At 62.0% G+C, this 23106-nt stretch carries 13 protein-coding genes; 5 read left to right on the top strand and 8 right to left on the bottom strand.

The genetic code is table 11. The annotated features are described in order from the left end of the window. Window positions 1-111 precede the first annotated feature (111 nt). The 5 genes from RID11_RS09930 to RID11_RS09910 all read left to right on the top strand — a co-directional run bounded on the left by RID11_RS09930 (window position 112) and on the right by RID11_RS09910 (window position 3509). On the top strand, window positions 112-561 hold the full coding sequence (locus RID11_RS09930) for a hypothetical protein (RefSeq protein ID WP_350138379.1): 450 nt from the start codon (window positions 112-114) through the stop codon (window positions 559-561). Window positions 562-625: 64 nt separating this feature from the next. Then, on the top strand, window positions 626-1276 hold the full coding sequence (locus RID11_RS09925) for a MotA/TolQ/ExbB proton channel family protein (protein ID WP_350138376.1): 651 nt from the start codon (window positions 626-628) through the stop codon (window positions 1274-1276). Then, a complete protein-coding gene (locus RID11_RS09920) occupies window positions 1242-1739 on the top strand; it encodes an ExbD/TolR family protein (RefSeq protein WP_350138374.1) in 498 nt (165 codons plus the stop codon). Before RID11_RS09925 ends, RID11_RS09920 begins: the two co-directional genes overlap by 35 nt. Window positions 1740-1743: 4 nt before the next feature. Then, window positions 1744-2142, top strand: a complete 399-nt coding sequence (locus tag RID11_RS09915) for an ExbD/TolR family protein (RefSeq protein ID WP_350138372.1) — start codon at window positions 1744-1746, stop codon at window positions 2140-2142. Continuing rightward, window positions 2139-3509, top strand: a complete 1371-nt coding sequence (locus tag RID11_RS09910) for a serine/threonine protein kinase (RefSeq protein ID WP_350138370.1) — start codon at window positions 2139-2141, stop codon at window positions 3507-3509. Before RID11_RS09915 ends, RID11_RS09910 begins: the two co-directional genes overlap by 4 nt. Window positions 3510-3520: 11 nt before the next feature. Here RID11_RS09910 and RID11_RS09905 read toward each other — a convergent pair whose 3' ends face one another. The 8 genes from RID11_RS09905 to polA all read right to left on the bottom strand — a co-directional run bounded on the left by RID11_RS09905 (window position 3521) and on the right by polA (window position 23044). Beyond that, the gene (locus RID11_RS09905) at window positions 3521-5746 is read right to left on the bottom strand and encodes a serine/threonine protein kinase (RefSeq protein WP_350138367.1); all 2226 of its coding nucleotides are present in this window, start codon (window positions 5744-5746) and stop codon (window positions 3521-3523) included. Beyond that, window positions 5743-6525: a PP2C family protein-serine/threonine phosphatase gene (locus tag RID11_RS09900; protein WP_350138364.1), complete on the bottom strand. Its 783-nt coding sequence runs from the start codon at window positions 6523-6525 to the stop codon at window positions 5743-5745. Before RID11_RS09900 ends, RID11_RS09905 begins: the two co-directional genes overlap by 4 nt. Next, complete coding sequence (tagF, locus tag RID11_RS09895; protein WP_350138361.1) at window positions 6522-7202, bottom strand: type VI secretion system-associated protein TagF; 681 nt, start codon at window positions 7200-7202, stop codon at window positions 6522-6524. Before tagF ends, RID11_RS09900 begins: the two co-directional genes overlap by 4 nt. A 6-nt stretch (window positions 7203-7208) precedes the next feature. Further along, window positions 7209-10835 carry a type VI secretion system membrane subunit TssM gene (gene tssM, locus RID11_RS09890; protein ID WP_350138359.1) on the bottom strand — a complete coding sequence of 1209 codons (3627 nt, stop codon included), beginning with the start codon at window positions 10833-10835 and terminating at the stop codon, window positions 7209-7211. After that, window positions 10832-12121 carry a type IVB secretion system protein IcmH/DotU gene (gene icmH, locus RID11_RS09885; RefSeq protein ID WP_350138355.1) on the bottom strand — a complete coding sequence of 430 codons (1290 nt, stop codon included), beginning with the start codon at window positions 12119-12121 and terminating at the stop codon, window positions 10832-10834. Before icmH ends, tssM begins: the two co-directional genes overlap by 4 nt. A gap of 407 nt (window positions 12122-12528) precedes the next feature. Beyond that, window positions 12529-13860 (bottom strand): type VI secretion system baseplate subunit TssK, encoded by a 1332-nt coding sequence (tssK, locus tag RID11_RS09880; RefSeq protein ID WP_350138353.1) that lies wholly within the window; start codon window positions 13858-13860, stop codon window positions 12529-12531. Between the two features lie 120 nt (window positions 13861-13980). Next, the gene (locus RID11_RS09875; RefSeq protein WP_350138350.1) at window positions 13981-20004 is read right to left on the bottom strand and encodes a hypothetical protein; all 6024 of its coding nucleotides are present in this window, start codon (window positions 20002-20004) and stop codon (window positions 13981-13983) included. Between the two features lie 232 nt (window positions 20005-20236). Next, window positions 20237-23044 (bottom strand): DNA polymerase I, encoded by a 2808-nt coding sequence (polA, locus tag RID11_RS09870; protein ID WP_350138347.1) that lies wholly within the window; start codon window positions 23042-23044, stop codon window positions 20237-20239. Window positions 23045-23106: the final 62 nt, after the last annotated feature.

Here is a 23106-nt window from a genome sequence, read left to right as displayed (position 1 = left end):
ACAGGGTTGCCCTTGGAGAAAGGGGCAACTTACCGGGAATTCCCGGTTGACACATGCAGGGCTTTCCCCCCCAATTGAATGGTATAGGCGATCTTCAATTGGTGGGCTTTCATGTCTTTCTTTGCACATTCCAAGCTATTTTTCTGCGCTCTGACTGTAGCTGTCTCATCGACGGCGGCGGTCGCGCAAACCAGTAATGATACTGCTACATTCAATGTCGAGCTGAATTCGGCGGCAGAGACAGAGGACGGCAGTTGTCGCCTGACCTATGTTGCCACCAACCAATCGAACATTGCGCTGGACCGCGCCGCCTTTGAGGTGGCTGTGTTCGACATCGAAGGGATCGTGTCCCGGCTATTAGTGCTGGAATTCGGGCAATTGATCGAGGGCAAGACCAAGATCCTGCGGTTCGACCTGTCAGGTACGCCCTGCGGGGCGATTTCGCGTATCGTTGTGAATGACGTAGCCGCATGCACCCCCGCCGGGGGCGGTGAGGATGCGCCTATCTGCCTGTCCGGTCTGACCGCGAGCTCGCGCACCGCGATCCAGTTCGGCATCTGAGGCCGGACCAGATTAAGCAGCGTGGAAAGCCTGTGATGTCAGCGTATCCAAACGGAGTCGCCCGATGAATCTCGATGCCATTCAACTCGACCTGTTCGATCCGGCGACGCTCGTCGTTTTTGCAGCGCTTGCAGTGATGTCCTTCATCGCCGTGACGGTGGCGGTTTTCAAACTGGTGCAGTTCGCCCGAATGGGCGTTGGCAAGCGCGCGAAAGCCGAGAAAATCCTCGATGTTTGGCTGAGTGGCAATGCCACCGAAGCGATGCAGATGGCAGCAGGTCGAAAATCGGTGCTGAGTCGCATCCTTCAGGCAGTGTTCTCGGGATTGCAGGCCCGCCCCGGAGAGCCCGCATTTGCCGAGGAACTGGCGCGGCAGACTGCGATCATCGAGCTTTCGTCGATGACGGATCGTCTGCGTCTGCTGGATATGGTGGTGCAATCCGCTCCGATGCTGGGTCTGCTCGGCACCGTGATCGGCATGATCGATGCGTTCAGCGTGCTGTCACTTGCCGACGGGGCTGCGGATCCGGCGCTTCTGGCCTCGGGCATATGGACCGCGCTAACCACGACCGCCGTTGGCCTTGCCGTGGCGCTCGTGGCGTTCTTCATAGCCACGTGGTTTGAATCGCGGATCGACCGCGAGCGTAATGTGATCGAGGCGCTTATTTCAGCCGCGATCCATGGCCGGGTCGATCCCACCACACGCGGTATCTGAGGCCGATGGGATGACCAGCCTGTCGCGTCTCGATCTTCCGGTCAGGCGGCGCAGCTACCGGTTTGCGCTGACGCCTTTGGCGGATGCGATGTTCCAGTTGCTAATCTTTTTCATGCTGTCATCGAGCCTTGCACCCTATTCGCTGATCACGCTCAAAGGCGGCGCAGCCGTCGCGGAGCAGAGCGGAACGGGGCTTGGCGATGCCGGAGAAGCCCCGCAGCCGCAAGCCCCTGCGGATGTCGCGCTATGGACACTTGAGGCGGATGCAATCTTTATCGGCGGGCAGCGGTTCGGGTTCGACGCGCTCGATGATCTGGCCGAGGCGCTCGGGACACAGGATAGCCCCGCAAGTGTCCTGTTGCTCTTGCGGTCGAGCGCGCGAGTGCAGGATATGGCAACCGTTCTGGCGCGACTGCGCCAGGCTGATGTCACATCCGTTCGTATAGCCACTGAGGCAGAGTAGAGCCATGCGCCGGATTCTTCCCTCTCAGGAACGGCGTATCCAGCTCGACGTGTCACTGGCCATCGTAAATATCGTTCTGTTGCTGATCTTCTTTTTTCTTGCCACCGGCTCGCTCATGAATGCGCCCACCTACGGGGTAGATCTGTCGCAGACCGAGGAATTGCCAATCGAGATCTTGCCCAAGCCGATCCTGATCCTCGATCGCGCCGGGCAGATGTCACTGGATGGCCTGCCGATCGACGGAGACGCATTGGCCACGGCAATCGACGGGGCGCCGTTGCTACATGTGCTGATAGACAAGGTGGCCCCGGCGCAAGGCCTGGTGGATCTGCTGACCCGACCAGAGCTGGAGGCGACGGAGGTCAAGCTGGTGACGATCCGTACGCGGAGCGTAGAGCCATGAGCTTTCTGCCCTATACGCAGGCTGGCTGGGGCGGATGGGTCTCGGCGATGGGGGTTTCGTCAGTAGCGCATGGCGCGTTTGTGTTGGCGCTGATGTCAGGGTTGAATGATCTGAACCGACCCACCCCGGAAGACCCGCGCCGCCCTGACTTCGTGATCACACTGGACCGTCTGGATTCCGATACATTGGCCGGAATCGCGGAGCGCGAAGGAGCCCCCGGTGCCGAGGCGGAAAAGCCGTCTGAGACGCTGGAACCGACACCGGCGGAAGACCCCGAAAGCCTCACCTCGGCACCCGCCGCCGAACCCGAAACGGTAGAGCCCGAAGCCCCCACGCCGGTCGAACCGGAACCCGAGGAGATTGCCGGAGATCAGGCCGACGCCGTCGAGCCGGTCGTGCCAGAAACCGCAGATGCCGCTGAAGCCCTGACGCCTGAGACGATCGCCCCGGATAACCTCGAGCCTTCCATCACACCGGATATGGAGACCGATCTGGCGGAAACAGTGACGGCCTTGCCCGTTGAAAGCAGCCCGATCATCGCCGAAACCATCGCGTCGGGTACGCCCGGGGCCGAGACCGCGACGGCCTTGCCGGTTGCTCCCGAGGCACAAAGCCTGAGCGGGGTCAGCACCCTGGACGGCGGCAACGAGGTGCAGACGATTTCGGTGGAAAGCGTGCGCTCAGCCGCGCTTGCACCACCGCCTGCGGCCCCGCAACCATCACCGCCCCCCGCGCCGCCGGCCTCGGCGCAGGATCTGGCGATCGGTGACCTGATGCGGGTCATTCGTGCGGCACCCCCCAAGAACTGTCTGATTGCCCTGCCCCGTCGCGACGGGGCCGATGCAGTTGGCCTTGCGCTCCTCTCGGCAGAGGATAGCGCGATGAGTACCTATGCCGAGCACGTGCTGACGGGAGAGAACGCCGAACTGCGACAGACGCGCACCCTCGTTGATCCACGGCAATGCCCGGCGCTTGATTTCATCCGACAAAACAAGGACTATCCGGCCACACGGCTCGGACTGCGGATCGACAACCGAGAACTACCGAGTGGCGGGCGGTTGACCGGTATCCTTCGCGGCACAAGCGGGCGATATGTGACCCTTCTTCTGGTAGACAATAACGGTGTGGTGCAGGATCTGCAGCGGTTTCTGTCTTTTTCGGGCAACTTTACAAGGTTCGACGTGCCGGTCACCTTGGCCGGTCCGGTCCGTGACACCGGGCAGTTGCTGATCGCTCTGGCCACGCGCCGTTCACCCACGCAGATCAAGGAGCGCGCCGGACAATTGGCTGAGGACGTGTTCGCAGACCTTCGTGACGATCTGGAAAGCGACGCGGCACTGGCGGTCAGCACGTTTGATCTCCGTTAAGCGAGCAAGAATTATTCTGACGCGGTACCCGACTGCGACTCGGACGTGCCTTCGGCAGGGGTCGGGCGCAGTTCGAGATGCACGAGATCGGCACTCACATAGCCCCCGCGCTCAGAAATTTCTGTCAGAACCTTTGGCAATAGCTGCCCGGCATCTGCTCCGGCACGCGCCGCAGCGACGCTGACCAGAGGCTCGGTGGTGGCGACGAGCAAGATAAGCTGTGGCACAGGATCGCGCCCTGTATTCAGCGTCAGGCCAAATCGCATGGTCCGCCTGCCCCCCGCTGACTCCGACAGCCGGTCGGTGAGGTTGTAAACTTGGCCCTGTGGCGAAATCAGAACCGCCCAAAGGCTGTCAGCGCCACCATCACGTATGTCGGCCGCGACGGATTCGCCGCTATAGAGACTGTCGGTGCCAAAAGAGATCTGCACCGGGCGATCAGTGCGACCCTGCAGCGCACGCGCAAAATCCAGCACGGGGCACTGCGCCTCACTGACCCGTTGCGACATGATTGCGGGGCGCGCGCCAAAAGCTTCTTCGTAGGAGACGGGCAGGCCCGCAAAACCATCGCCCCCCGGCGAGATGGCGGCGAGCATCCCGGCATTCGGCCCCGACGGCACGCGCGAGACGTAGGAGCACTCACCAATGTCGAATTCTGCCAGAAAGCCCTCTCGGGTGGAGGTGTTTCGTGACGGCAGCCCGCCCGAGGAGGACACGCTAGCGCCGCCACCCGTTGCGGGTGTTGTCGATGTGGTCGCTGTCACGCCGGGGATCATGTCCTGCGTCCAGGCAAAATAACCCACACCGCCAAGCACCAGCACGAAAGCAAGCGCCAGAAGCGTCAGCACGCGCGCGCCGCCACCGGGTTGCTCGGGCTCTGGCAGGGCCTCGGGGGGCATGGTTGACTGCCGAGGAAAGGGCGGCATCGTGCCCCCTGTCATGCCGGGTGAGATTGAGGTCGGGGGTACGGCGAGCCCGGCATTCGTCACGACGCCAGGAGGCGTCATCAAACCCGGCGGCAGTGACATGCCTTCGCAGTACTTGGGCGGGATCAGAGCCGGATTTTCCAGCATGTCGCGCACCAGCTGCATGTCGGCGGGCCGGTCCGTCGGGTCCGGTTCCAGCATATGCGACAACAGAGGTCGGAACTCTGCCGGAACATCAGACAGATCGGGGATACTCTGGCGTGACTGCACCGCTTCGACGATGGAGCTGCCCATATCGAGCGGCTTGCCGATCAAGGCCGCACACATCAAAAGAGCAAGTCCGTAGACATCGGTCTGTGGTCCGATTTCGCCACCATAATGACCCAGTTGTTCGGGCGAGACGTATTTGAACTTGCCTGCGAACTGCCCGGCCATCGTGCTTTCCTTGACCACGTTCGACTTGGCGATGCCAAAGTCGATCAGCACCGCCTCGGAGACGAGACCATCTGGCAGCATCACGTTGTCAGGTGACAGATCGCGGTGGATCACCTCCTGCATATGCGCCTTGCGCAAGCCGCGTGCGAGACGATCCAGAAGTGTGCGCCCGGCGGCAGGCGAAATCGGGCCGTGCGCCTCTGTGTGATCCGAGAGCGGCACACCGCTGATAAACTCCATGATCAGACAATAGCGGTCAATCTCGCGGTCATGCACGTAGTTGTAATAACGCACGATGGCTTCATCGCTCAGCTGCCGCAGGGTGCGGGCCTCTCGTTTGAACATCAGGCCTGCTTTTTCATCCTCGGCCAGTTCGGGAAGAATCACCTTGATCGCGACCGGATCACCTGTACCAAGCTCGACGCCGCGATAGACCTCGCCCATGCCTCCGGACTTGAGCACCTCCTTGATCTCGTAATTGTTGTTGATCAGGGTGCCTACGCCCACCTCGATACGGGTAGTGGTGGTGGTTCCGGGAAGAATTGCGGCTGTTTTGGGTTGTGGCAGCGGGGGCAGGTCAGTGGCCTCTCCGCCTTCATCACGAGAGGTTGGCGGGGTGGTCGCTATCCGCGTGGCCTCACTCTCGGCGGCGGGGTCTTGCGGAGGCTTCTTCGGTGGCGTTGACAGCGGCGCAAGACGCGTGACGTCATCGTCATGGGTATCCTGTGGGCTGTCCGGTTCAGGCGGGGTCGGCGCATTTTCCTCGGCGGGGGGCGTGTCGTCGGCATCGGATGACGCGGGGGGCACAGGCAACGGGCCGCCGATGCGCGTCTTGTCATCATCGTCGTCATCATTGTCGTTGCCGGAAGCCATCATGCCAGTTGATCCATGCCGTCCATCATCTCGTCATCCTCAATCGGAGGCGGTGGCAGGCAGTTTACCACAATGGCGGTGACGTTGTCCTTGGCACCACGCGCGAGCGTTTCCTGAATCAGGGCGTCACAGGCCGATTGTGCATCATGTATCCGAAGAAAACTGGCGATCTCGGAATCATGGATATGTTCGGTAAGCCCGTCGGAGCATAACAGAAACCTGTCACCGACCTGTGCAACGCCTGTGACGATATCGCAATTCGGCTGTTCGCTGACACCTATGGCCTGCGTGATGACATTTTTGCGTGGCCAGTTCTCGGCTTCGTCCTCTGTGATAGACCCGGCATCTAGCAACGCGCGCACCTCAGTGTGATCGCGGCTTTGCTGAACGAGGTGCCCGTCACGAAACAGGTAGACGCGGCTGTCACCCGACCAGACACAGGCGTAGTCCGACCCATGGATAAGCAGAGCAACGACGGTCGCGCCTATGGTTCCGCGATCCAACGCCTCGGCATGTTCGAGAATCGTCTCGTTCGCGCGCACCAGCCGTTCACCGAATCGCGCATGCAGATCGTCGGCAGAACCGGGCATGCCGATGGAATACAGTTCCTTCACGATGGTCTGACTGGCAAAATCCCCGGCGGCATGTCCCCCCATCCCATCAGCCACCACCCAAAGACCGGATTCAGGCCGCGACAGAAAGCTGTCTTCATTCACAGTCCGGCGGCATCCCACATCGGTAGCCTGACCGGTTTCGAAGGTGAAATACTCGTTGCCGATCATTCGCCTGTCCCCTCGTTCCCCGTGCCCTCGGCGGGCACCCCTCCCAATAACCAGCCAAGCGCCTCCGGGCCGGGCAGTCCCTGTTGCCCGAGCCATGCCGCCGCGCGCCCCGGCGTCGCGGGGGCCCACCAGTAGGATCGTGCGGTCATCGCGCGCTCCGAATCCACCGGCCCGGCAGAGCGCAGCAATGCACCGAGATCGCCCTCGGGGTGATGCGCCCAGATGATCGGGCCCTGTGTCAGATCATCTGGGGTTTCCTCTGGCAGTTCCAGCGCGAGACCGTCGATCAGGGCCGCGGCTCCGCTGCCTGGCACCATCGCGGCGACATGCGCCGACATCTGCTCATAAATAGTCTGGTCGGGATCAAGCAGCGGCGACGGGATCGCCGCACCCTCGGCCGCGAGGATCAGCGGGTAGCGCCGTCCCACCTTGTCCCGCGATGGCAGAAAAAGCCCCGTAACGGTACGCCCCAGCACTGCGCGTCCGATCCAGAACCGCAATCCCTGCGCATTATCCCAGAATGCTGGCCATGCGTCTTCTCCCAGGCTCTCGCGAAGGGTGCTCAGGGTCTGATCAATCCAGCCTGTGAGCGGGGTCGTCACCTCTTGATCGAGACCATGACCGATGAAATCTCCATACCCGGGGTGTTTTCCTGCAAGACCGATTCGCACTGGCATTGCCTGTCACTCCAGACTGAGCGGGCAGGAGAATTCCGCAAGTTCGCGCATCAGGAAAGGCACGGCAGGGCTGTCGAATTCAAGCCAGTAGGTGATCGTGCGACCACCGATTTCATGGGTCACGTTGACCACGTTACCACTCACCCGGGTGCGCCCGCGCTGAAGGAAGGTCGCGATATCCCAGCGACCATCGCTGATCCGCAGGACATTCGCGCGCCCTTCCGTCTGGGGGAAAAGCTCTACCGAGACGCCGGAGCTCTGCCCCGGCCATTCAAGGGCGGCGGGGCTGCTGTCCGGCTGTGTGCGCACGGATTTTCCATTCACACTGAGCACTGCAAGCTCCACCGTCGGACTAGATGACACATGCGTCACCGACATGTTGACATTGGGCTCGGGGCTGCCCGACGCGAAAAACGCAAGGCGGATTTTCTGGGCCCGCTCGAACTGCTTGAGCGCAGCAGGAGAGAGACGTTGACCGATCGCGCTGTCCGGGGCCGGTTGCAGCCCATCAGCAGTACGGATCACATGCGGCTGGAGATAATTGGAATAGAATGTGTCCATCCGGCCATTGGGTCCGAAGAACTGGCCAAAGAGGCTGGGTGCGAGGTGCCGACCATTTCCGAAAGGAAACAGCGGGTCGATGAACTCACGACAGAACTGGGCCACATCCTCATTCAGGGCGCGGGTCAGCTGCGACATGGTGGCATCCTGCGCGACGGTGCGGAACTCGGCCTCGATATCGTTGAGCAGCCGGGCGAGCGGGTCTGGCAGGGCGGTATTGTTGCGAGTGAGGTCTGAGAGGAACTGCTGCAGCATCTTCTCATCCATCGGTGTCGGTGCGCGTGCGGCCTGACGGCGGTTCTCACGCAATTGTCCGAGGTTGTTCAGGATGACATCGACGGGTCGCGCGCCGATGTCGCCCTTGAGAAGCACATGCCAAAGCTCGAAATCCTCGGTAATGCGTTCCACCTGGCGGCGCTGGCTGTCCTCGGCGAGCGCGCTGCCGCCGCCAGCACGGGCCTGCGACTTGCCACCGCTATTAACGGAATCGAGCACAACACGCTGAAACACGCCTGAGCGGCTGTAGATGCGCTTGAACACTGCGTCACCCATGCTGGCCCCTAGATCACCGCTGGCGATGCTCTCGGCCGAGAACTCGGTATTCTCGATCTGCTCGAAGAGTCGAACGAGGCGGGTCTCTTCTTCGATTGCCTCGACCAGTTCAAGAAGCGGTGAGCCGACCGGCGAGGCGGCGGCGGCAAGGGTTTCGTATTCCGGGGGATCGACCGACATCGGCGCGACGGTAATCCGCGCGAGCATGTCCCGCCATGCCTGCTGGAAGTCGAGGCGATATTGCCGGTGCAGATCGCGTTCGAGCGTGCCGAGTTGCTGTTCGTAATTCACGCGTTCGGCATCAGGGCCGAGCACCCAACGGTCTTCCCGCAGGCGGTCGCGAGCGCGCGCCAGTTCCTCGAGGAAAAAGCCCCAATATCCCTCGAACGTGTAGAGCCCCGGCACGCCCACATCCTCGAGCGCGCTGCCGTCAGTTGTCGCAAGCACAGTCGCAACCCGGCCGGACAGGCGCTCTACGAGGTTGAAATCAGGCACACCGGACGTGACGGCGCGATCGGTTATGGCGCTATAGGCCTGATCCGCTAGCGGCAGATCAACGATGGCCCCGCGCGCCCGGTCGACGATGGCGCTGTCGATGGTCAGGATCGGGCTGCGATCATCGTCGAGTTCCAGCATCGCCGCAAGATGCGCGTTGAGTTGGTCGCGTTGCACCTGCTGACCGATGCTGGAGAACTCAGTGCCCCACACCTCTTCGAAAAAGGCCTTGATTGATTCATCGTCACCGCGCCCCTCCTGCTGACCCCCGAGCAGGAGATACACCTTGAGCGCACGGTAGACCCCGGCGGTATCGTCATCAGCGACCCGCTGCGGAATGGCGTTTTCCAGATGGAGGATCATACGCGGACGCATCATCTGTTCGAGCGCGTCGGAATAGGCGGCATTGGCTGCAAGCGACATCTCGCCATGCTGGCTGAGCCCAAAGCCCTGCCAGAGCGAGCGCGGTTGAGCGGCACCGTAATCGCGGGTCATCAGCCGAAGTTGTTGCAGGTGGCGTAGGACAGGTGACATGTCGCTGTCGTCGATCAACTGCCGGTCAATCTCGTTGCGGGCCGTATCGGCATATTGCGCGGCAGCCGCCTCGGCCGTATTGACCAGCGTTGCGTTCTGCCAGAAACTGTAGGCAAACGCCCCCATCGCACCAAGCGTCGCCAGCCCGATGAACGAGAGAGCCACGGCGCGCATCACCATAGCACGGCGCACCGCGCGCTTGTCATGAGAGACCCAGTCGCGTTCGGCGAAGATGACCTTGCGCAGCAGGTCATGTAGGAAATAGCTCTTGCCACGACCTGACATGAAGGCTGGCTGAAAACCGGCCTCTTCGCCGGCATTGCGCGACATTGCCCCCAGGACCTGATCAATCGGCGTGCCTTCCTGCGTTCCGGAAGTGAAGTAGAAACCGCGCAGGATCGCGTTGGTCTTGTAGCGTGTAGGCTCGAACACGCGGCGCAGGAACTCCGCGACATTGTCGCGCAGCATCGCCATCTGCCCGGGCAAACCGAAGACCGCGATGCGAGAGACACTGTCCGGCTCTTCGACCAGCCGGTCGATCAGCTCGTCCGAGAGGCGGCTGACCAATGCGTCAAATTCGGCGGGCACCTCCTTGTAGGTCTCGGCGCTGCGGTCCTTGGTCTGGAACGTGGTTCCCCAGACAGCTTTGCGGCGCGACAGACTGAAGGTCGAGAAATACTCACGAAAGCCCGAGATGAGATCAGCCTTGGTAAAGAGCACATAGACGGGAAAATCGATCTTGAGGGTCTCGTGCAACTCTCCAAGACGCTCGCGCACGACAGCAGCCTGTTCGGCCAGTTGCGCGGCATCGGATTGCATCATGTCCTCGGTGGAAAACGCAAGGATCACGCCGTTGACCGGCTGGTTGGCGCGGCCCCGCTTGAGGATGTCGAGAAAGGCGGTCCAGCTGGCACGGTCGGCCTCGGCATCGCTGTCCTGCGTAGTGTAGCGTCCAGCGGTATCGATCAGCACCGCCTCTTCGGCGAACCACCAGTCACAATTGCGCGTGCCGCCAAAGCCCTGACCGGCATCGGGAAGATCGTCGAGACCAGGGAATTCCAGGCCAGAATTGCGCAGCGCCGTCGTCTTGCCCGCGCCCGGAGGACCAATGATGATGTACCACGGCAGATCGTAGAGATAGGTCTTGCCCCCGGCCTTCTTGAGCTTGGTGAGAGCCTCTTCCATACGCTCGGCCAACACCTTGCCGTCGCCGACCGGTTCCGGGATGAGGTTTTCCTCAAGCGCCTGCGCCGCCTTGCGCCGCTTGCGCCAACGCAGGAAATAAACCAGCCCGATCACGAAGAGGATCGCACCAATCACACCGCCGCGCGTCCAGGGGCTGATGAGCGGGGCCCAGCCGGTCATCGGGAAGCCAAACCATATCGCTGCAAAGATGCACAGCACGCCAAGCACGATCAGCGGCACCCTTAGCCAACGGGATTTCAGGACGCGCCCGATAGGCGGCACGGGGATCACACCGAAAAGCCTCATAGCGTGTCCTCTCGCGGGATCATGATCTCGACACGACGATTAAGCGCGCGGCCTTCGCGCGTACCGTTGTCGGCAATCGGCTCGACCGCTCCCTTGCCCTCCACGGCGAGGCGATCAGGGCTCTGGAGATATTGCCCAAGGTGGTCGGCCACGGTGCGCGCGCGCGCGACCGAAAGCTCTTCGTTAGATTTGTAGCGCCCGCGCCCCGAGACCGGCACGCTGTCAGTGTGGCCAACGACCCGGATCGCTCCCTGTTCGTTTTCCAGCGTCCGGGCGATGGAGGATGCAAGTGTCGCGAATTCGCTCTCAAGCTCGGCAGAGCCGGAACCGAACCGCAGATAATCACCGACACGAACGAAGATGAAGGCATTGTTGCGGTCCACCTCGACCGCGCCAGAGGCGATCTCGTTCGCCAGACCCTCGCGGATGCGCTCAAGCTGGCTCGATTCCGGCGCAATATAGGGCTTGGTCACCGGCTCTGTGCGTTCGATGACGATATCAGGATTGACAGGATGTAGTGCCAGAATGCTTTCGCGCACCTCGGCGCTCTGACGCGTGAGAAGGGTGGTGAGCGTGGCGAAGAGCGCCACAACCATCATAGCCGCAACCGCCCCCACGACCCAGACCGGAGTACCGCCATAACGTCGCCCGCCACCCATTGGTACGGCGGTCCACTTCACCGATATGTCATCATCGGGTCGACCCTGAACACGGCGCAGAGTTTCGTAAAGGGCGTTGCGGATGCGTGCCAGATCGACCGATCCGTTGGGGGCCGTGCGATACTGCCCCTCAAAGCCGAGCGATAGGCAGACCAGCATCAACTCCAGAAGGTAGAAGCGTTGCGCGGGGGCGCGCATCGCCTCGTCAAGTTTCTGGAAGAACCCGACACCGGATGAGCGTTCGCCAAAGAAACGCGCGACCATGGAGTATTGCAGCCATGTTCCCTTGTCCGCGCCGGGAAGGTTCTGGACGATATCGTCTGCCGTTGCCGAGAGGCTGTACTTGGCGTCACTGGCATCCTGCGGGCTGACCCCTGACTGAAGCGCGGCGCGCTCGAATTCGTCGATCTCACGGGTGACGTGGTCGATCAGGGGACCGCTTTGCAACTCCACCAGCCCGGTGCGCAGACGCCCCAGAAGGATTAGGAGGTTGGCTGCGGCAGCAAGCAGCGGATTGGAAGGCCCCCCCTTTCCGAGCCCGGTTCCCCGGAGAGCGTCGTGAAGCGCGATGCGCGGTTGCACTTGCGGCGTCGGCGCGGCCTGATTGCTGGGAATGTCGGGAAACATGCCGGGCCCCGTTCCAGCTTGGCCAAGGTTCTGGGGCCGATACTGCTGGGGATGATGCTGCGCGGGGGGGGGCTGATAGGACTGTTCGGGAATGTGGGAGGGCGGCGGCTGGTATGGTGGGGTCTGTGGCGCAAGCGCCCCGCCCAGCCAGGTGTCGTCCTTTCCGGGATTGTGCTGCGGGGTCCAGCCCGTGGGCTGTGGTGGCGGTGAGGGTTGTTGCGGGGGGGAGGCGGGGAATTGGCCCGGCGCGCCCGGCGCGATACGCGGCCCTCCCTGCGGTGGCAGGGGTGCACCAAAAACGGTCTTTCCTGCATTCTGACCAGAACTGCTGCCCGGGGCAGGCCGGGGCGATGCGGCAGGTGGCAGTTTCTGCCCAAAGACCGTCTTGTCGTCGTCGTCACCCGCCATCACAACGTCTCCGGTATCGCCCAAAGCTCCAGCTTCAGGTCGGGCCAGTTGCCAGCGAAATGCATGCCAATCGCCGGGGCGGTTGAAAATTCACTCCAGAAGCCGGTGGACTTGTCGAGCATGAAATAGACATTCGAGGCGACAACGCGGATCTGCCGGGGCGGGTTGGGCAGGTGCACGAGCCCCACCCCGGGCAGGTTGTTGTTGATAATCTCTTTCATCCGGGTGCTAGGCCCAACTTTGCACAGCTGCGGGAACTGCTGTTGCACCTGCGTGAGCGGCAGGCCGGAGCTGACCTCAATGACGAAGGTGGCCTGGCTGAAGAGATTGCGATCATTGACCAGCGCGGCGTAGCTGTTGGCGCTGACCTCCTTGAGCGGCAGATGCACCGCGCGGCCGACATCGCGCATCAACAGGCGCTGGATATCCTGCACCACGGGGGTGAAACAGCCCTTGGCGTCTCCGTGATCGTAGGGTTTGTAATCAGCCACGTGCCGCTCGCCCTGATCAAATGTGGACAGCTCCCCGGCAAGACCGATCAGTTTCTCGAACAGGCGTTCAGGATGGACCGCGCCCTGTGCCATCAGGTGGCGCAGGACCGGTAATTCGCGATTGAGTACCATCAGCATCAGATAATCGCTGGCCTGCATGCCACCGCCAGAATAGGGGTCGGACGCATAGCGTGACAGGCGATCGAGCTTGGCCTCTATCCAGCCGATCACGCGTGAGAGATAGCCCTCATAGGCCGGGTGGACCGCCAGAACGAGCCCAGCTGGCGGCACCGTCTGATCTATGCTGACAACGCCGTCCCGCACCTCCGAAATGCGACCAAGCGGAATATTCTGGTAGCCGGGCTTGGGTGACTTTCGCAGGGCAAGTTCCAGGCGCGGATGGGCGACCTCTATGGTCTGTTCGCTGCGACCGGCCGAAGCGTTGTCGGCGATCTGCTCGGCGTCGAGGACATAACGTGTGGCAGCATCCGAGCCGCTCATCGAGATATCCTGCCCATTCACCGCGACATCGGGCAGGGTCAGCCAGATCATGAGATCAGCGGCATCCTCTTCAACCGGGATCGGTGTCGGCAGTGGCACCGTGCCCGGGGCATCGAAGGGCAAACCGTCGGGCATGATCCCTGCAACCGAGCGCAGGCCGAGCCGCCCCTGCTGAGCGAGATCGCGATCAAAAACAAGCTCTGCCACACCCCAAGGATAAGGAGTGATGATACCGGTGCGCGCCTGAATCAGTTTCTCGAGATAACGGTCAGATTGTTGCAGATGTTGTGGCTGCAGGAACAGCCCTTCTTTCCAAGCGACTTTGCTGAACCATGACATCTGATCTGAACAACTCTCGAAATAAATGCGCGGCTTTATCCATTACGGACAGCCGCAGCCCGCGTAGCGCAATTCTGAAACGGAAAAGGGGCGCGGTCAAGCGCGCCCCTCGATCATGGCTCAGAACTGGAGGCGCGCCTGTGCGGTCAAGCCCCAACTGTCGATGTCGTCACCGGAGCGCCCGTCAAGACGTATGCTCGCGTTGAACTGACGTCCCGGGATCGATCCGGTGCTGTCGAGCAGACGCGAGAAGTTCACGCCGACGCTCAGTTCGCCAAAGGTGCCGAGATTGGACGATGTGCTCGTGGAGCGGCTACCTCCGGCCGCGATCAATGTCGATTCAATGTCCGGGGCGAAATCGTGATAAACGGTGCCCGTCACGAAATAGTTGAATGCCCCGCGACCATCGGCTTGGATTTGGGTCTTGGCCAGCGTCGCGCCGACGAAACCGATCTCGGTTGTCGAGTCTTCGATTTTCAGCACCGAGTCATCCGTGGTGATGGGCGTGCCGTCGTCGAACAGGACATCTTCGGTTTCAGTCCAGGTGTAGGAGAAACCTGCCGTTGGAATGAAATTAAGGCGCTGTTCCTCACTGATTGGGACCACATAGCTTACAGAGCCACTCAGCGTATAGGCTTCGGATTCGAATTTCTGATCCGACAGGCCCAGTCCGCCACCGGGGACCGCCGCCGGGTTCGAGAGGTCAAACTCGGTGTTCTCGGCTCGGAACTGAAGGTCTGCGAAAAAGCGATCGCGCGCCGCACCGACATAGATGCCACTGTAGATTTGACGGAAGTCGGTTTTGACGAAGCTGTCGATCCGGCTGGTATCCAGCAGACCGGTCGCCGGATTGAACTCAAAGACCGGCTGCGACGTGTCGCCGTGGTTGATCCCCGCGATACCGCCAAAGCTGAGGTCCCAGCCGTTATAATGACCGTCGAAGCAAGCGAAATCGCCACCCACCTGGAAACCGTAGTAATCCGCTGACACTTCGCTTCCAAAGCTTCCGATATTCGTCTCGATGGTTCCGGTGACATCCGCCGTGCCGCCGACAACCCGGCCCCAGATGCCGTGCCCGCATGGATTCTGCCCCTCGCCCACGGCAAGGCCCGCGACGAACGGGCTGGAGGGCCGGTTGATCACCCCACCGATCAGCGATTGCGTCAGGCTGACGGTAGAGCTGACGTTGATCCCCGGGTTCGCGGCACTCACGAGTTGATAAGTGTTGGTGGCCGCGTTGTTGTTGACCGCGTAGACGAACGCGCCGGAGGTGGGAAGGCCCTGAGTGGTGAACCCCCCGATTGACCCGGCATCGTATTCGAGCAGGTCAATCGCGGTGATCGAACCGATAGATGCCCCTGCGTTGCTGAATGCGAGCGTAAGCGGCGCGCTAGAGGACACCGTACCATTAACATCCAGGAAATCTGCCGTATCCGTCACACCCGAGAGATCGGCATCGAACCGGAGCGTCCCCGTGAGATCGGCATTGCCGTTGATCGTCAGAATGTCATTTGTCGCACCGTCCTGGAAGGACAGCGTTCCGTCACTGTCCAACCCGCCCGGAACGTTAAGCGTGGCCGCCCCATCAATGGCCAAGGTGCCGGTCGTATTGTTGAGCTGCGCGATGCTCATTGTCGAGCCGGGCCCGAAATTGAGCATACCCGCGTTGTTGAACGTGGTCGCCGTGCCGGAGAAGGTATCCGAACCGCCGATGGTCACGTTGCCGGTGCCGAGGTTGTTGAACACGTCCGCGACGCCGTCGCCGAGGGTGATCGTGTGCCCCCCGCCGTCGCGAGAAAAGATCGTGCCCGCATTCTCGACTGTATCACCGTCGTTGTCGCTGTCGGCATTGAACGCGCCGCTACCGATAAAATCGAAAGAGCCTGTAGCATTGTTGTTGATCGCCCCGGCATCCACCACCGTGCCACCGTCGTTGACCACGATCGCGGCGTTGTTGCTCAGCGTGTTACCGGTACCGATCAGCGACGCCCCGGTCCCCACCGAGATCTGGCCGCCGTTATTGTTGATCGTCACCGCGCTGAGCGTGGCATTGTCGCGAATGACCGTGGTGCCGGTATTCGTGTAGATACCGCTTCCGGCAAGCGTCAGGCTATTCGCGCCACCGTCGAGTACGGTCGTGCTGCCGTCATTGGCTACGTCGCCGGTCACATTGGTCGCGCCGGAGACTTGGAAATTGCCGCCGCCCGAGAGGTTGGTGGTGCTTACGTTCCCGTTTAAGGTACCGCCCTGCGACACAAGAAGGCCGCCACCCGTAGCGACGCTAGTGCCGTTGACCGTTCCCAAAATCTGGCTCACCCCGGTGCTGTCAACCTGTACTTGGCCCGCCGTCGCCGGCACGCCCAGAATACTATTGCCACCCGACGTCGAGAGTACGCCAGTGATCGAACCGTCGGTTACATTCGAGGAACCGCTGGTATTATTCAGGCTTGCAACCGTACCACCCGTTACGTTCACATTGCCGCCTGCATTGGTGATATTGGCCGCTACGCCGGATGTTGCGAGCGTACCGCCATTGACCAGAGCATCACCGATGGTCGCCACGTTGGTCACCGTGCCGCCGCCAACGGTGGTCGTGCCGCTCACCTCGCCGCCGCCGGTCACATCCGATGTGCCACTGGTGTTCGTCAGGCTCATCACCGTGCCGCCGGTGATGTCCACGTCACCGCCCGCGTTCGTCACATTGCCCGCCGTACCCGACGTGTTCAGCGTGCCTCCGTTGACCTGCGCGTCGCCCATCGTCGCCGCGTTCGTCAGCGTGCCGCCATTGACGGTGCTTTCGCCGGTCAGTTCGCCGCCCGCGTTGGTCACCGTGCCACCGTCAACGGTGGTCGTGCCGCTCACCACGCCGCCGCCGGTCACATCCGACGTGCCGCTGGTGTTCGTCAGGCTCGCCACCGCGCCGCCAGTGATGTCCACGTCACCGCCGTCATTCGTGATGTTGCCCGCCGAGACCGATGTGTCCAGCGTTCCGCCGTTGACCTGCGCATCGCCCATCGTCGCCGCGTTCGTCAGCGTGCCGCTATTGACCGTACTGAGGCCTGTCAGCGTGCCGCCCGTGTTCGTCACAATGCCCGCATCCACCCTTGTAGTGCCGTTTACCGTGCCACTGGCGGTGATGTCAGAAGTGCCATCCAAGTTGATGAGGCTGCCTACCGTACCACCCGCAAGATCGAAATCAGCGCTGTTGCGCACCGCGCCGGTCACCGTACCGCCGGTGTTCACGATCAACTGACCGCCGTCCAGGTTGGTCGTATCCCCGGTCAGGGTGCCGTTCACCGTGGCAACCGAGCCGCCCCCGGTGTTCACCAACGTCCCGAGCGAGAGCTCCGAGCCGTCGGCGATGGTCAGTGCCCCGCCGAGGCTGTTGCCGCCGGTGCCGGTCACGGTCATCACCGTGCCAAGCCCGGTGACATCAAGAACAGCCTGGTTGGTCAGGTTGCCGCCAAGCGTCATGCTGCCGGTAACATCAACATTGCCACCATTCCGGTTGATCAGGTTGCCATCCACGTTCCCGGCGAGATCGGCACTGGCATCATCGACCAGCAGATCACCGGTGATGCTGCCGGTGCTGTTGAGATCGATGCCGCCACTGTCGAGCGCATTGGCATTGCCCTGTACCGTGCCGTCGATGGTCGTGAGCGCGCCCGCGTTGCGAGTCGAGAACACGCCGGTGGTGTCAAGCGTCGCACCATCGGCAATGTCAAATGTCCCACCATTGTTCGTGGTACCACCCGTGACCGTGGTCGTCCCGCTGTTCAAGTCAAAGTCGCCGCTATTGGCAATACCGCCTGCTGCGAAATCAGAGCCGATGGCCGCGGTGCCGGTGGGCAGATTGGTCAGCGCGCCGGAGACATTCGCCGTGGCCCCGTCAACGGTGAAATCATTGGTGTTGGTGACATCGCCCGTGACGGTGCCTGACAGGGTCAGCGATCCGGCATTCTCGAGCACTTGACCAGCCCCGAGCGTGATGGCGCCATCGTTGTCGATAGACCCGGTCACACCGGTGGTATCGAGGTCGTTGACATTAAGCGTGCCCCCGGCGCCGACCGTGATCGCGCCGGTGGTGTTATCAATGTTGAGGGTATCGGCGCTCGAAACGCTGCTGCCTGCCGCCACGTCGAACGTGCCGCTGTTGGTCAGGTTGGCGGCACCCGAACCGCTATTGATGTTCACGGTCGTCCCGGCGCCACCGTTGAAATTCATGTCACCGGCATTGGTAATCGCCTCGCCGTCAACGCCGTCGGTATCAACGGTCATCGTGCCATTGCCGTTGAAATTGTAGACGCCGGAAGCAAGGTTGTTGATCGCGCCCGCGTCCTGAACCGTGCCGGTATCGGCAACGTTCGTCACGCCCGCGTTGTTGATCGTGTTGCCTGTGCCGGACAGGGTAGAGCCGACGCCGACATTGATCGTACCGCCGTCGTCATTGGTGATCGAATCAGCCTCAAAAGTAGCGCCATCGCCCACCTCAAGCGTGCTACCAGCCTGGTTCGTGATTGCACCGGTAAAGCCAAGTGTGCCTGCACTCACGGTGGTCGCCCCGGTGTAGGTGTTGGTGCCCGACAAAACCAGGGTGCCGTCCCCAATTTTCTCCAGCGATCGCGCGCCGCCAGTTTCAGAGATCACGCCCGATTGCTCGGCGCTCTCACCGCCATCGACCTCAAGCCGCGTGTCGTTGCTGCTGAGGTTGATCGGGCTCGCGGAGTTCACGCCATCGGCAAAGCTGAGCGTGGAGCCGGTCGTTGTGATGGTTCCGGTTCCGGCTGCCGTATCGCTACCAAGGCGGAACGTGCCGCCCTCCACCGTCACACCGCCGGAGAAGGTGTTGGCACCGGCCAGTTCCACCGTGCCCGCGCCGTCGATGGTCAGGCTGCCCGCATTGCCGCCATTGCCGGTGTCGTCGGCAATGCTGTCCGCGATGCTCAGCGTCTCGCCCGCGCCGGGTGCAAGGGTAACGCCAGAGTTCTGAAGGAAAAGACCCGAACCAGCGGCAGACCCATTCTGTCCGCCTGAGTTACCCGCGCCCGACGTGACAGACCCGCCCGAGGCAGTGCTACTTCCGGAGATTGTAACGGATGCACCATCCTGCACGAAAACCGCGCCACCAAAGCCAGCACCGCCACCACCGCCGAGACCACTGTCGCCGTTCCCGCCGCCGAAACCTCCAGTACCGTTGTCGCCTCCACCGCCGCCACCAAACCCGCCATCACCGCCGCCACCGCCGCCACCGCCGCCAAATCCACCTGCGCCGCCGTTGCTGATGTCACCCCCCCCACCACCACCGCCGCCATAACCGCCAGCGGCACCAGCCTGCAGGTCAGCGCCGCCACCACCGCCCGAGAGATCGCCTCCGGCCGTCGGGCCAACGCCGCTAACAATTCCACCTGAACCGCCGTTCGGGCCGCCGCCCGCGCCACCGTTATCAGTGCTTGTATCGGCACCGTCGGCAAATGCACCGCCGCCGCCGCCGCCGCCCCAGTCCGCCGGACTACCTATTGAACTTCCCCCGTCACCACCGAGGCCGCCGCCACCGCCGCTTCCAACATCTGCGACTCCGATGTCGCCACCATCACCCCCTTGCGCAGCGTTATTCGAGAACGAAACACCATCAACTACAACTGTCGGGGCGGTGTCCCCGCGCACGAAAAGAGCACCACCCGCCCCCATACCGCCACCGCCAGCACCGTTGTCCAGAGCATCGGCCAGCCCACCATCACCACCCTGCGCCAGCCCGTCTTCCAGCGTGCCATTCTGAATCGTTGCGGTTCCGGAGTTGACAAAGAAAATGCGATTGGTACCCCCGCCAGAGACGGTGTTGCCACCCAGATCAACAGTCAAACCATCGGCATCTTCGAGCACCGGCAATGAGCCCGTGAGGGTGATGTTCCCGGTCACGTTGATAGTGTCTGTCTCGGCATTGCCGTTGGCTGTGGTGATGGCGTTGGCTAGATCAGCCTCGTTTCCAACGGTGAATGTCGCGGCATGCGCGCGCGGCGTGCCAATGGCGAGGGCCGCAACAAGCGCGGTGCTGCTGAGCAAGGCGAGACGCAAGGCCGGACGTAACGCCACCCATTGCACCGGAAAAGAGTTGAAATGACGAGCGGGGGCACGAGTGACAGTCATCAGTGTATCCTAGAGAAATTTTATAGCTTAGAATTATGGAAATGCTGCGAAATCTTGCGCGCTAACGCAAGGTAAAACGCACTTGCTCATCTGAAATTTGGTCTGTGGCGTTGTAAAGTTACAAAGGCATTTGGGCGACTACACCTGGCTCAAATCAACCCCTGAGTGTATGCTCCTCTTCACAACAACCTTGAGTGCCGTAGCGCGGTCCCCGCAGCATCGGCATAAGCGATCAATGCGCCTCGGCCCAGTTCGTCCCCTGACCTGCATCCACGACTAGCGGCACGTCGAGATGCATCGCCGGGTCGGCGGCACCCTGCATTACGCCACGGGCCACGTCGATCAGGCGGTCGATGCTGTCTTCAGCCACCTCGAAGATCAGTTCGTCATGCACCTGTAGCAGCATCTTGCAGGGCAGGCCCTCGATCGCGTCTGGCATGCGGATCATGGCGCGGCGAATGATGTCGGCTGCGGTGCCCTGGATCGGTGCGTTGATCGCGGCACGGCGGGCAAAGCCTGCGCGCGGACCCTTGGCCGAGATCTCGGGGGTATGGATCTTGCGGCCGAACAGGGTCTCTACATGCCCGTGTTCCTTGGCGAAGGAGACGGTCTTGTCCATGTAATCCTTAATGCCGGGGAAGCGTTCGAAATACCGGTCGATGAAACCCTGCGCCTCGGATCTAGGGATGCGCAGGTTCCGCGCGAGGCCAAAGCCGGAAATGCCATAGATCACCCCGAAATTGATCGCCTTGGCCTGACGGCGCACCTCGGGTGTCATCTCGTCCATCGGCACGTTGAACATCTCGCTTGCTGTCATGGCGTGGATGTCCTGGCCGTCGCGGAACGCCTGTTTCAGGCTGTCGATCTGCGCCACATGAGCGAGGATGCGCAGCTCGATCTGGCTATAATCGAGACTGACAAGGCGACTGCCCGGCTCGGCGACGAACGCCTCACGAATGCGGCGGCCTTCCTCCGAGCGTACGGGGATATTCTGCAGGTTCGGGTCGGTCGAGGCGAGCCGCCCCGTATTGGCCCCGGTCTGCACGTAAGATGTATGCACACGGTCGGTCTCGGGGTCGATGTGATCCTGCAACGCATCCGTGTAGGTCGATTTGAGTTTCGAGAGTTGCCGCCAGTCAAGCACGCGAGCAGGCAGTTCGTGCTCCGTCGCCAGATCCTCCAGCACATCCGCGCCAGTGGCATAGGCCCCGGTCTTGCCCTTCTTGCCGCCGTCGAGGCCCATTTCATCAAACAGGATCTCACCCAACTGCTTGGGCGAGCCGACATTGAAGCTACGCCCGGCCAGTTCGTGGATCTCAGACTCTAATCCGGCCATTTTCTGGGCGAACTTGCCCGACATGGCGCGCAGCGTCTCGCGGTCGACCTTGACACCGTACCGCTCCATCCGGGCAAGGACCGGAACAAGCGGGCGTTCGAGCGTTTCATAGACCGTTGTGACGCGGGCGCGGTGCAACTGCGGCTTGAAGACATGCCACAGGCGCAGGGTGATGTCGGCATCCTCGGCGGCGTATTTCACCGCCTCGTCAAGCGGCACACGGTCGAATGTGATCGCGGATTTACCCGAGCCCAAAAGCGATTTGATCGGAATCGGATCGTGGCTGAGGTAGCGCTCCGACAGCGTGTCCATGCCATGCCCGTGCTCGCCCGCGTGCAGCGCATAGGACATCAGCATGGTGTCATCGATGGGGGCAATGGCGATGCCATGCCCCGCGAGGATCTTGGCGTCGTATTTCATGTTCTGCCCGATCTTGAGGATCGCGTCATCCTCGAGCACCGGTTTCAGCGCGTCCAGCACGTCCTGCATTGGCAGTTGCCCGTCAGCCGGCGTATCGGAGCCGAAGAGATCATCCGACGCACCGTCCTTGTGCCCAAGCGGGATGTAGCAGGCAGTGCCAGGTGCCGTGGCGAGCGATATACCCACCAGATCAGCCTGCATTTCATTGAGCGAGGTGGTTTCGGTGTCGATAGCGACAAAGCCCTGCGCGCGGATCGCGGCGATCCAGACCTCCAGCTTTGCCATATCGCTGATGCGTGTGTAGGCGTCAGGCTCAATTGCAGGCCAATCGGGGGCTTTTGGCGCGTCCTCTGCTGCCTGTGCAGTGGGTTCGGGGATCACCGGCGCATCCTTGCCCAGTGCGTCCGCAATCCGCTTGGAGAGCGTGCGAAACTCCATTTCGGCCAGAAACCCGAGGAGGGTGTCGGGATCGGGGTCGCGCACCTCGAGATCATCCAGCGTGAAATCGAGCGGCGTGTTGCAGTCTAGCTGCACAAGCCGCTTCGACATCTCGATCTGCTCGCGCTTGGCGATCAGGGTCTCGCGGCGCTTGGGCTGCGTGATCTCCTCGGCGCGGTCGAGGAGCTCTTCGAGAGAGCCGAATTCATTGATCAGAAGGGCCGCCGTCTTGATCCCGATTCCGGGCGCGCCGGGGATGTTGTCAACACTGTCACCGGCCAGGGCCTGCACATCGACCACCTGCGCCGGGTCCACCCCGAATTTCTCGCGCACGCCGTCCACGTCGATGCGGCGGTTCTTCATCACGTCGAGCATCTCGACGCCGTCGCCGACCAGCTGCATCAGGTCCTTGTCGGAACTGATGATCGTCACCCGCCCGCCCAGATCGCGTGCCTGACAGGCCAGCGTGGCGATGATGTCATCGGCCTCATAGCCCTCGATTTCCTCGCAGGCGATGTTGAAGGCGCGGGTGGCGTCTCGCGTCAGCGGGATTTGCGGGCGCAGATCCTCGGGCATCGCCTCGCGATTGGCCTTGTAGGCGTCGTAGAGGTCGTTGCGGAACGTGTGGCTGCCCTTGTCGAAGATCACCGCCACATGGGTCGGGGCATCATGGCCATTGTTACCCTCGACATAGCGTTGCAGCATGTTGCAAAAGCCCGACACCGCCCCGATCGGCAACCCGTCGGATTTCCGCGTCAGCGGCGGCAGGGCGTGATAGGCGCGAACGATGAAGGCCGAGCCGTCGATCAGATGACGCTGCCAGCCTTTTCCGAATCCGGTGCTCATGTCGCGCCCCCTCACTTGACCCTGCCGGGCTTGTTTGCCACGAAGCCGCCCAAGGTGCCAGC

This window comes from Roseovarius sp. (assembly GCF_040219995.1).
Classification (GTDB): domain Bacteria; phylum Pseudomonadota; class Alphaproteobacteria; order Rhodobacterales; family Rhodobacteraceae; genus Roseovarius.
The sequence above is the reverse complement of the archived record's forward strand: the minus strand, read 5'-3'. Positions and strand labels throughout refer to the sequence as shown.

Coding starts and splice junctions, on each gene's coding strand:
- polA (WP_350138347.1), bottom strand. CDS start 23,044: ATGAGCACCGGATTCGGAAAAGGCTGGCAGCGTCATCTGATCGACGGC.
- RID11_RS09925 (WP_350138376.1), top strand. CDS start 626: ATGAATCTCGATGCCATTCAACTCGACCTGTTCGATCCGGCGACGCTC.
- RID11_RS09915 (WP_350138372.1), top strand. CDS start 1,744: ATGCGCCGGATTCTTCCCTCTCAGGAACGGCGTATCCAGCTCGACGTG.
- RID11_RS09875 (WP_350138350.1), bottom strand. CDS start 20,004: ATGACTGTCACTCGTGCCCCCGCTCGTCATTTCAACTCTTTTCCGGTG.
- RID11_RS09905 (WP_350138367.1), bottom strand. CDS start 5,746: ATGATGGCTTCCGGCAACGACAATGATGACGACGATGATGACAAGACG.
- RID11_RS09900 (WP_350138364.1), bottom strand. CDS start 6,525: ATGATCGGCAACGAGTATTTCACCTTCGAAACCGGTCAGGCTACCGAT.
- icmH (WP_350138355.1), bottom strand. CDS start 12,121: ATGTTTCCCGACATTCCCAGCAATCAGGCCGCGCCGACGCCGCAAGTG.
- tagF (WP_350138361.1), bottom strand. CDS start 7,202: ATGCCAGTGCGAATCGGTCTTGCAGGAAAACACCCCGGGTATGGAGAT.
- RID11_RS09930 (WP_350138379.1), top strand. CDS start 112: ATGTCTTTCTTTGCACATTCCAAGCTATTTTTCTGCGCTCTGACTGTA.
- tssM (WP_350138359.1), bottom strand. CDS start 10,835: ATGAGGCTTTTCGGTGTGATCCCCGTGCCGCCTATCGGGCGCGTCCTG.
- tssK (WP_350138353.1), bottom strand. CDS start 13,860: ATGTCATGGTTCAGCAAAGTCGCTTGGAAAGAAGGGCTGTTCCTGCAG.
- RID11_RS09910 (WP_350138370.1), top strand. CDS start 2,139: ATGAGCTTTCTGCCCTATACGCAGGCTGGCTGGGGCGGATGGGTCTCG.
- RID11_RS09920 (WP_350138374.1), top strand. CDS start 1,242: ATGGCCGGGTCGATCCCACCACACGCGGTATCTGAGGCCGATGGGATG.